Source organism: Phenylobacterium sp., from assembly GCF_030697305.1.
GTDB lineage: Bacteria > Pseudomonadota > Alphaproteobacteria > Caulobacterales > Caulobacteraceae > Phenylobacterium.
The window spans coordinates 1-8,572 of record NZ_JAUYQL010000046.1 but is presented as its reverse complement, the minus strand read 5'-3'; the positions used below and the strand labels follow the sequence as shown (position 1 = coordinate 8,572).

9 protein-coding genes are annotated in these 8,572 nt (G+C 67.2%); 2 read left to right on the top strand and 7 right to left on the bottom strand.

Translation table 11 applies throughout. The annotated features are described in order from the left end of the window. The 7 genes from Q8R27_RS05455 to Q8R27_RS05425 form a co-directional block, all read right to left on the bottom strand. On the bottom strand, positions 1–213 hold a 213-nt coding region (locus tag Q8R27_RS05455), incomplete at its 3' end, for a GtrA family protein (RefSeq protein ID WP_305698056.1). Positions 214–239: 26 nt separating this feature from the next. Continuing rightward, entirely contained in the window at positions 240–1,556 is a 1,317-nt protein-coding gene (locus Q8R27_RS05450) for an NAD(P)/FAD-dependent oxidoreductase (protein WP_305698055.1), read from the bottom strand. A gap of 2 nt (positions 1,557–1,558) precedes the next feature. Next, a complete protein-coding gene (locus Q8R27_RS05445) occupies positions 1,559–2,512 on the bottom strand; it encodes an NAD(P)-dependent oxidoreductase (RefSeq protein ID WP_305698054.1) in 954 nt (317 codons plus the stop codon). Positions 2,513–2,584: 72 nt separating this feature from the next. Next, the gene (locus Q8R27_RS05440; RefSeq protein WP_305698053.1) at positions 2,585–3,697 is read right to left on the bottom strand and encodes a DegT/DnrJ/EryC1/StrS aminotransferase family protein; all 1,113 of its coding nucleotides are present in this window, start codon (positions 3,695–3,697) and stop codon (positions 2,585–2,587) included. An 11-nt stretch (positions 3,698–3,708) separates the two neighbouring features. Next, positions 3,709–4,680, bottom strand: a complete 972-nt coding sequence (locus tag Q8R27_RS05435; protein WP_305698052.1) for an NAD(P)-dependent oxidoreductase — start codon at positions 4,678–4,680, stop codon at positions 3,709–3,711. Between the two features lie 103 nt (positions 4,681–4,783). Further along, complete coding sequence (locus Q8R27_RS05430; protein ID WP_305698051.1) at positions 4,784–5,806, bottom strand: glycosyltransferase family 2 protein; 1,023 nt, start codon at positions 5,804–5,806, stop codon at positions 4,784–4,786. Between the two features lie 55 nt (positions 5,807–5,861). Continuing rightward, the gene (locus tag Q8R27_RS05425) at positions 5,862–6,581 is read right to left on the bottom strand and encodes a class I SAM-dependent methyltransferase (protein ID WP_305698050.1); all 720 of its coding nucleotides are present in this window, start codon (positions 6,579–6,581) and stop codon (positions 5,862–5,864) included. Positions 6,582–6,802: 221 nt separating this feature from the next. On the opposite strand from Q8R27_RS05425, the gene Q8R27_RS05420 reads away from it, so the two are divergent. Then, entirely contained in the window at positions 6,803–7,840 is a 1,038-nt protein-coding gene (locus Q8R27_RS05420; RefSeq protein ID WP_305698049.1) for an alpha/beta hydrolase, read from the top strand. A gap of 79 nt (positions 7,841–7,919) precedes the next feature. After that, positions 7,920–8,150: an aa3-type cytochrome c oxidase subunit IV gene (locus Q8R27_RS05415; protein WP_305698048.1), complete on the top strand. Its 231-nt coding sequence runs from the start codon at positions 7,920–7,922 to the stop codon at positions 8,148–8,150. The last annotated feature ends 422 nt before the right edge of the window (positions 8,151–8,572 follow it).

The window sequence follows — 8,572 nt, the reverse complement described above, 5'->3', positions numbered from 1 at the left end:
GATCGGCTTGCCGGTCGCCGGGAAGACGAAATGGCGATTGAGGAAGAAGGCGACCACGAAGCCGATCGCATAGGCGGTCAACACCGCCGCGACGAAGCCGAGCTTCGATTCGAGCGCAATGCGACTGGCGAAGTTCACCCCGGCGGCCACACCCCCGGCCAGCAGGAAGCGGACGAACGAGCCATTCAGATAAAAGGCCAGCACCCGCCGCACAGCGCCCGGCGCTCGCTTCGACGTGTTCATGTGTACACCGGCTCGCGCCGCGGCGGGTGGTCCGTGCCGATCGCCAGCGCCATCTCACGAGCGATGCGCGCGCCTTCCGATACGCCCCGGTCCTCCGGGTAGTAGAAGCAGGTATCGGCGACCTGCAGGCCCGAGATCGGTGTGCGGATCGGCGGGATCCTGGCCGCGAACCCCGGCTCGCAGAGCGGCTGGGCGTAGCGCAGACGCCCGACCCTGCTGGCCAGGCGGTCGCTGTCGGCGAGGTTCGGATTGATCCGGCGCAGATAGCCGAAGCTCTCCTCGATCAGCGCCTCGTCCGACCAGCTCCACTTCGGGTGGTCGGTCGGCATATAGTAGGGGAGATAGACCACCGTCTGCGGTGTCGGACGCAGGTTGGAGTATTCGATCACGCCGGGGACCTCGATCGCCGGGTCGACGATGTTGACCCAGAAGTGCGGAGACACGCTCTGCTTGAGCTTATGCACCACGCAGATCACGCCGATGTTGCGGATCGCCGCATAGGCCGCCTTCGACGCCTCGGGAAGGTCCGGAACGAGACTTGCCACAAACGGCGTCGGCACGGTCGAGATCACCGCCTGCGCCTCGAACAGCCGTCCACCGGCCCGCACCCCGGTCACCGCACCGTCCTGGGTGAGCACCTGCTCGGCGGGCGTCGCCAGGTGGATGCGTCCGCCCTGGGCCAAAATCGATCCGGTCAAGGCCTTGACCAGAGTCTCCGAGCCGCCCTCAACATAGCCCAGCTCCTCCTGCAGCAGCGAACGGCGCGAGCGGCCGACGCGTCGCACGCGTGTGGCGATCCAAGCCGCGGAGATGTCATCCGCGTACTGGAAGAATTTCAGCTCCATCAGACGTCGCCAGAGTTTCTCGTACACGCTGGCGCCCGAGCCTCGCTCGATCCAGTTGCGCGCCGACAGATTCTCCAGGTCGTCGAAGTTCCTGCGGCGCGAGGTGAGGAACATCTGCAGGCCGTAGCGCAGTTTCTCGATCGGGTTCAGCAGCCCGGTCGTGACCAGCGAGATCGGATCGCCCCACTTGTGCAGCCGATCACGGGTGAAGTAGGCCATCGTCGTGGTGCGCCAGCGCATCAAATGGCCAATGCCGAGCTCATCCATCAGGGCGAAGGTCGGCGCGTCCGGCTTGCAGACGAAGTGGTAGAAGCGCTCGATCGAGAGGCCGTCGAAGTCGAAGTGAGCGGCCATGCCGCCGGCGACCGCATCGGCCTCGATGACGTCGACCTCATGGCCTAGCTTGAGCGCATAGTGCGCGGCCGCCAGCCCCATCGCTCCCGCGCCGATGATCACCGTCTTGGTCATCTCTAGAAGTCCAGCACGATCCGCCCATAGCGCGGATCGAGGAAGGTCTGCGCCAGGGCGTCGTCGAGCGGGGTTTCGGCGACGCCGAAGATCGTCGGCCAGTCGATGATCGGGAACACCTCTGGAATGACCAGCGCCTCCAGCTGGTGCGTGGTGAACGGCGGATCGCGGTCGAAACGCGCATAGACCCAGAGCAGGGCCCAGAACAGGCCGAAGGGAATATGCACGATACGGGTGCGTGCGCCCACGGTGCGGCGGATCATGTCGATGAGTTCGACATAGTCCACTTCGGTGCGTCCGGAGATGTCGAAGGTTCCAGTGAGGCTGCGCGCGACGCCGGCGGCGATGATTGCGGCGAAGTCTCCGGCGTACAGGGGTTGTCGACGGTAGCGCCCGTTTCCTGGCACCGGGAACACCGGCGCACGGTCCATGAAGCGGCGCAGCCAGCCCAGATGCTTGCGGTCGAACCAGCCGAACATCAGCGTCGGGCGCAGGATCAGGTGCGGCGTGGGATGCGCCGCGACGATCAGCTCCTGGGCGGTCTTGGTCTCGACGTAGAGGTCGTCGGCCTGTGAGTTCACCACCGACGACGAGATGTGCACGATGTGCGGCACGCCGTGGCGGGTCACGGCGCCCAAGATAAGCTCGGTGGCGGTCACGTTGTTGGCGACGAACGGCCCGCGCTCCAGTCCGCCGATCTGCGCCTGGTTCAGCACCACGCAGTCGGCGCCGGCGAAGGCGGCCTGCCAATCGCCGGGCGTCGCGAGGTTGGCCTCGATCACCGTGATGTCGGGATGCAGCTCGCGCAGCATCGCGGTGTTGGTCGGATGCTTGTCGATGGCGACTACCCGATGGCCGGCCGCCTTCAGCCGCGGGATCAGGTTCTGCCCGACCAGGCCGGCCGCGCCGGTGACCACGACGGACTTGTCCCCGGTGCTTCGATCGTCGACAGCCATCGAGCTCGCTCTAAACCTTCGCGCGCCCCGCAGCGGGGAGCATTCGCCTATCGTTATTCGGGCCGCCGCGGTTCAAAGGCCGCGGATCGCGTCGCACACCCGCACCACCTGTTCCTGGGTCATCTCCGGGAACATCGGCAGGCTTAGGATCTCGCCTCTGGCGACGTCCGTGGCGCTGCAACCCCTCGGTCCCAGCGCGACACGACCCTCGTAGGCCGGCTGGCGATGCACTGGGGCCGGATAGTGGAGGGCGGTGCCGACGCCCGCCTCGCGCAGCCTGGCCTGCATCACGTCGCGGTCGGGCGTGCGCACCACATATTGGTGGAACACGTGCTCGCAGTCTGCGCGGCGCACGGGTGCGATGAACGGCGATCCGGCGAGCGCGGCGTCATAGGCGTCGGCGACAGCACGGCGGCGCGCATTGTTGGCGTCGAGATGGCCCAGCTTCACCCGCAGGATGGCGGCCTGCAATTCGTCCAGACGACTGTTCACCCCGGCTTCGGCGCTGATGAAACGCTCGCGCCACCCGTACTGGCGAAGCGCCTGCAGCCGTTCGACCACCGCTGGGTCCTGGGCGACCGTCGCCCCGCCATCGCCCAGGGCCCCTAGGTTCTTGGTCGGATAGAAGCTGAAGCTGGCGGCCTGGGCGATGCCGCCGACCTTGCGGCCACGCCAGGTCGCGCCGTGCGCCTGGGCGCAATCCTCGATCAACGTCACGCCGTGCGCCTCGCAGGCGGCGAGGATCGCGCTCATGTCGGCTGCCTGGCCGTAGAGGTGCACCACCACCGCGGCGCGAATTGGCGGCAGGCCGGCGGGCGGGCGTTCCAGCACCGCGCGCAGCTCTTCGGCGTCCAGGGTGAAGCCGTCCGGCTCGATGTCCAGCAGCAGTGGAACGGCCCCCGTCATCTCGATGGCGGAAACCGTCGCCACAGCGGTGTGGGAGACGGTCGCCACCGTACATCCAGGGCCGATGTCCAGGGCGCGCAGAGCCAGCGCGATGGCGTCGGTGCCGTTGCCGCAACCCACAGTCTGGCCGGATCCCAGCCACGCTGCGAATTCCGCCTCGAAGGCGCGGCCCTCGTCACCCAGGATGTACCAGCCAGAGCCCAGCGCGCGCAGCGCCGCGGCGTCGATCTCGGCCTTCAGCGCGCGGTATCCCGCCCCCGGATCCGTCTGAGGGATCATCGCCGGCGCGCTCACAGATAGTCCGCCAGGCGTTCGCGGAACCAGTCGATCGAACGGGCGACGCCGTCCTCGATGCTGACTTGGGGGCTCCAGCCGGTGGCGGCGCGGAACGCCGAGTCGTCGGCGTAGTAGTCACCGATGTCGATACGCGCCCGTTCTGCCGGGAATTCCCTCGTCACATAGCCGGCCTTGCCCTTGGTCAGGCTGACCATCAGGTCGGCGATCTGCTGCAGGCTGACCGGCGGCGGGCCGCCGATGTTGAAGATCCTGCCATGGCAGGCAGGCGTCGCCGCCGCGTCGATGAAGGCGCGGGTGACGTCGTCGACATAGGTCATGTCGCGCTTCTGCGCGCCGCCCCACACCTCGAAAGGCTTGTCCTCGAGCACCGCGCGGATCCACACGCCGAGGAAATTCTGGCGGGCGTCGCGGATGCGCTGGGCAGGGCCATAGCAGTTGGTCAGCCGCAGCGACACAACGGGCCGCCCGCGCACCCGCTGCTCCAGCATCCAGTATTGTTCGCCGGCGAACTTCGAGACGCCGTTGGCGTCGGGCGGGGCGATCGGATGATGCTCGTCGACCGGCAGAACCTCCGGCCGGCCGTAGAACTGCCGGGTCGAGGCGTGCACCACAACCGCTTCGGGCGCCGCTTCGCGCGCCGCCTGGATCAACCGAAGCTGGGCGACGGCGTTGACCGCGATGTCGGCCAGCGGGTCGGCCTGGCCGCCCATGTGGCTGGTCTGGGCGGCCAGGTTGAAGATCACCTCGCAGCCTTCGCACAGCACCCGCAGGTCGAGGTCGCGGATGTCGCCCTGGACGAACTCGACCGGCGCGTCGCGCAGGTTGGCGACATTGGCGCCGCCGCCGAACAGGAAGCCGTCGAGCGCGGTGACGCGCGCACCCTGCCGCGCCAGTTCGCGCGACAAGTTCGAGCCCAGGAAGCCTGCGCCCCCGGTCACCAGAACCTTACGACCCGTCCAATCCATCGTCTTCGCCCGTCTTGTGGGTCCAGGCCGCTTGGGCCGGACGCTCGCGCCGGTATAGGACCCGGCGCCTAAATGAACAGAGAATGCCGCTGTGCTGGAGCCGTCAGCGCGCCGCCGGCTGACGCGCGGAGGCGGCGGCGGACGGAGCGGCCGCGCGCAGCGGCTCGGCGTGCTCCACCGAACGGATGGTCGCCTGCGGCTTGCCGTTGGCCGACAGGAAGGTGCGCCCGACGTATTCGCCGATGACGCCCAGCATCATCGACTGCACCCCGCCCACCAGCAGCAGCACGACCATGGTCGAAGCCCAGCCCGACGGACGGTTGGCGGTGACCAGCGCTTCGACGATCACCGCCACCGCGCCTAACGCGCCCAGCGCGGCCATGGTCGCGCCGGCGAAGATCGCCAGCCGCAACGGGATCAGAGAGAAGCTGGTGGCGAGGTTCAGCCACAGGCGGATCAACCGGGTCAGGGTGTAGTTCGAATGCCCTTCGGCGCGCGGCAGGTGCTGGACTTCCAGGCTGTCGATGCGTTGGGTGGACTGCATGATCAGCCCGTCGATGTAGGGGTAGGGACCCTGATAGCGGACCACCGCCTCGGCCGTCAGCGCCGACATGCACCGGAACGACGACAGGTAGAGGCCGGACGGCTTGTCCAGCAGCGTGTCGGCGACGAGATTGGCGAACCGGCTGCCCAGATTGCGCCATCCAGCGTGCTGCTTCTTTGCGTAGCGAGTGTAGACAACGTCCCAGCCGCCGTTGCGGGCATGGTCGTAGAGCCTGACCACCTCCTCAGGGGGGTTCTGCAGGTCGTCGTCCATGGTGATCACGTAGCGGCCGCGGGCGTGCCGCAGGCCGGTCATGACCGCATTGTGCTCGCCGTAGTTGCGGGCATGCTCGACGTAGATGATCGGGACCGGGGCCTGGTCCAGCAGGGCGCGACAGACCTGGTCGCTCTCATCTGGGCTCCCGTCGTTGACCAGCACCACCTCGAGCCCGCCCTCTGGGTGCAGCCTGGCCAAGGCTTCGACCAGCCGGCCGACGGTGGTCGCGCCGCGATACACCGGCACAACGATGGAAAGGCCGGGCGAGAGTCCGGCGCCGTCCCTGGTCGCAGCATTGCGCGTCATCTGCGGATCATCGCCTCAACATCAGTGCGCCGCGATGCAAGGCTCGCGCCGCGCATCAGGCTGGCCGCTCTCCGGTCGCCATCACCGACCCTCCAAACGGCAGCGCCGGTAGCGCCGCCTGCTCGATATCCAGCACGCTCAGCAGCGCACGGTTCAGTAGCGGCGGGTAGGCTTTGACGTCGGAGTCGGCCTCTTCTCCACGATTAAGGATCTTTCGTTCGAGAATCATTATCGGCAGCAGCAGACTGTTCCAGTAGCGCGTGCGCACCCGCACGAAGCCGGCCTTTTGCAGCATCTCACGCACCTGGGCTGCGTCCATCCGCCGGGCGTTGTGCACGCGATGGTCGTGGGCCGACAGCAGCCAGTCGTAGGCCGGCATGTTGACCACCACGAACCCGCCAGGGCGCAAAATGCGGTACAGTTCGCCGAGCGTCGCCGCCGGATCCACCTGGGCGTGGCAGAGCACATCGGCGCTGATCGCCGCGTCGAATGTGTCGGACGCGAAGGGCAGGGCGTTGACGCTGCCACGCGCGACCGCCGCGCCGGACTTGGCGATGGCGCGCGCCGCCGCCGCGGCGTCCCATTCCAGTCCGCTCAGAGCCAGATCGGGACGCGCCTGGCCTGCAGCGCGCAGGAAACCTCCCGTACCGCATCCGGCGTCCAGCACGCGTCCGCGCACCGGGCGCAGGGCGGCGATCAAGCGCTTGTGGAGGGCGCGATACCACCACATCGAGCCTTCCTGCTCGTCCATCAGCGCGTACTCGCCGGCTTCCATGCGCTCGCTGCTCCTTCCGCAGAGCTTCGGCCGCCCGAAGTCCCCACGCTTTCGCCGAACCGGACTAATCCGGTGTTCGCCAGGCTCGCGCAAGACGGGCGCCGGCGTCGATGGCGGATGGATCGCCGGCTTGGCTCGGTTCTATAGTCGGTCCAGCGACCAGCCCGACCCCGCGATGTGCGATGGAGCAGAGACAGGCGCGAAAGAGGAGGGCGATCTCGATGGCCTATGACAGGCGTCCCGTCCAGAAATCGGCCCTGGCCGATCCCGATCAGCCCTCGCCCGAGGCGCTGGCCCCGCTGGCCGCCTTCAAGGGCGCCGAGCCGCCGGCTCCCCAATGGTTCAAGGACGCGCTGGCGCGCGAGCCGGAACGCGGCTTCGTGGACTCACTGGGCTCGAAGATCGAGACCTTGACCTGGGGCGAGATCGGCAAGCCGGGCCTGCTGCTGGTGCATGGCAACTCAGCCCACGCCGACTGGTGGAGCTTCATCGCTCCGTTCCTGGCCACCGAGTACCGGGTCGCCTCGATGTCGCTGGCCGGCATGGGCGCCTCTGACTGGCGCGAAACCTACGCCTTCCAGGACTTCGCCGAGGACGCCGAGGCCTGCGCCCAGGCCGCGGGCCTTTACGAGGGCGGCCGCAAGCCGGTCTATATCGGTCACTCGTTTGGCGGCTCGCAGGTGTTCTACGCTGCTGTGAAACATCCCGAACGCATGCACGCTGCAATTCTGGTCGATGTCGGCTTCGGCGGTCCCCCGCCTGACTCGCCCGAAGGCAAGCGCATGCTGGAAGAGCAGCGTCAGCGGATCGCCAACATCCCGACTGGCGACCGCGCCCAGCGGGTCTATCCGACCATCGGCGCGGCGCTCGACCGCTTCCGTTTCATGCCGCCCCAGGCGGCCGGCAACTTGTTCGTCGCTGATTTCATCGCCCGTCGCTCGCTAAAGCGCGCGCCGCTTGAGGATGGCTCGGGCGAGGGCTGGTCGTGGCGATTCGACCCCAATATGTGGAACAAGCTCGATCGCTCGGCGATGATGGCCATGACCACGGACGGGCCGCCGCCTGTCTCCACCCCGCTGGCCCATATCTATGGCGAGCGCTCGGTGGTCATGTCGCGCCGCAGCGGGGGCGAATCCTCGCCGTTGCCGGAAGACATCATCGAGATCGCGATCCCGGATTCGGCCCACCACATCATGGTCGATCAGCCGCTGGCCCTTGTGGCGGCGCTTCGATCCATGCTGGCGGTCTGGCCGGCCTGACCAGCAGCCCTTGAGGCCGGGCTACGGTTCGTGTAGTCCGGCTCCACCTGAGTTTTTGAAGAAGAGAGACGCCTCCGCCATGGCTTCCGAATATCACCGCGGCGACATGGAAATCCAAGAGCAGGTCTCGACCTACCACCTGTTCGTCAGCATGGCGAAGTGGGGCTCCCTGGCGCTCGCCGCCTTGCTGATTTTCCTCGTCCTCTGGTTCTGCACGGCCACTGGCTTCATGGGCAGCGCCGCCGTTGGCGTGGTCATCGCTGTCGCCGGCTTCTTCGTCCTGCGCGAGCACGGCGAACCGGCCCACTAAGGCCATCGGACGCGGCCGGCTCTTCTGGAGTAGGCTCGCCCCAGGTTCTCACCTCGGTTGAGTGTTGACCCATGCCGACCTCGCGGTCGGCGTGGGTTTTGGCATGTCTGGAGCGCGCGAACCGTAGTTCTATTCACCGCAGCATGAATTTTTCTGAGTTGAGCGCGCCGCCGCGTTCGCCGAAGAGCGCCATGGGCTGGGACTCAGTCGGCGGATATTCGACAAACCTTGAAGCTAAAAGGGGTTTGAGCTCAAACAATTGTTTGAAGTCCGCTGTTCGATTGCTGGACAATGGCTAAGGGCGGCTTCTATGGTCGCCCAAAGTTCGAAGACTAAAATGGGGGAACCGGGCGCATGACGACCATCGCCGTCACCAAGGAACGCCGCGCCGGAGAGACGCGCGTGGCCGCGACTCCAGAGAC

Excerpts from the sequence above, each read along its gene's own strand:
- Q8R27_RS05450 (WP_305698055.1), bottom strand. The coding sequence starts at position 1,556 with ATGACCAAGACGGTGATCATCGGCGCGGGAGCGATGGGGCTGGCGGCC.
- Q8R27_RS05445 (WP_305698054.1), bottom strand. The coding sequence starts at position 2,512 with ATGGCTGTCGACGATCGAAGCACCGGGGACAAGTCCGTCGTGGTCACC.
- Q8R27_RS05440 (WP_305698053.1), bottom strand. The coding sequence starts at position 3,697 with ATGATCCCTCAGACGGATCCGGGGGCGGGATACCGCGCGCTGAAGGCC.
- Q8R27_RS05435 (WP_305698052.1), bottom strand. The coding sequence starts at position 4,680 with ATGGATTGGACGGGTCGTAAGGTTCTGGTGACCGGGGGCGCAGGCTTC.
- Q8R27_RS05430 (WP_305698051.1), bottom strand. The coding sequence starts at position 5,806 with ATGACGCGCAATGCTGCGACCAGGGACGGCGCCGGACTCTCGCCCGGC.
- Q8R27_RS05425 (WP_305698050.1), bottom strand. The coding sequence starts at position 6,581 with ATGGAAGCCGGCGAGTACGCGCTGATGGACGAGCAGGAAGGCTCGATG.
- Q8R27_RS05420 (WP_305698049.1), top strand. The coding sequence starts at position 6,803 with ATGGCCTATGACAGGCGTCCCGTCCAGAAATCGGCCCTGGCCGATCCC.
- Q8R27_RS05415 (WP_305698048.1), top strand. The coding sequence starts at position 7,920 with ATGGCTTCCGAATATCACCGCGGCGACATGGAAATCCAAGAGCAGGTC.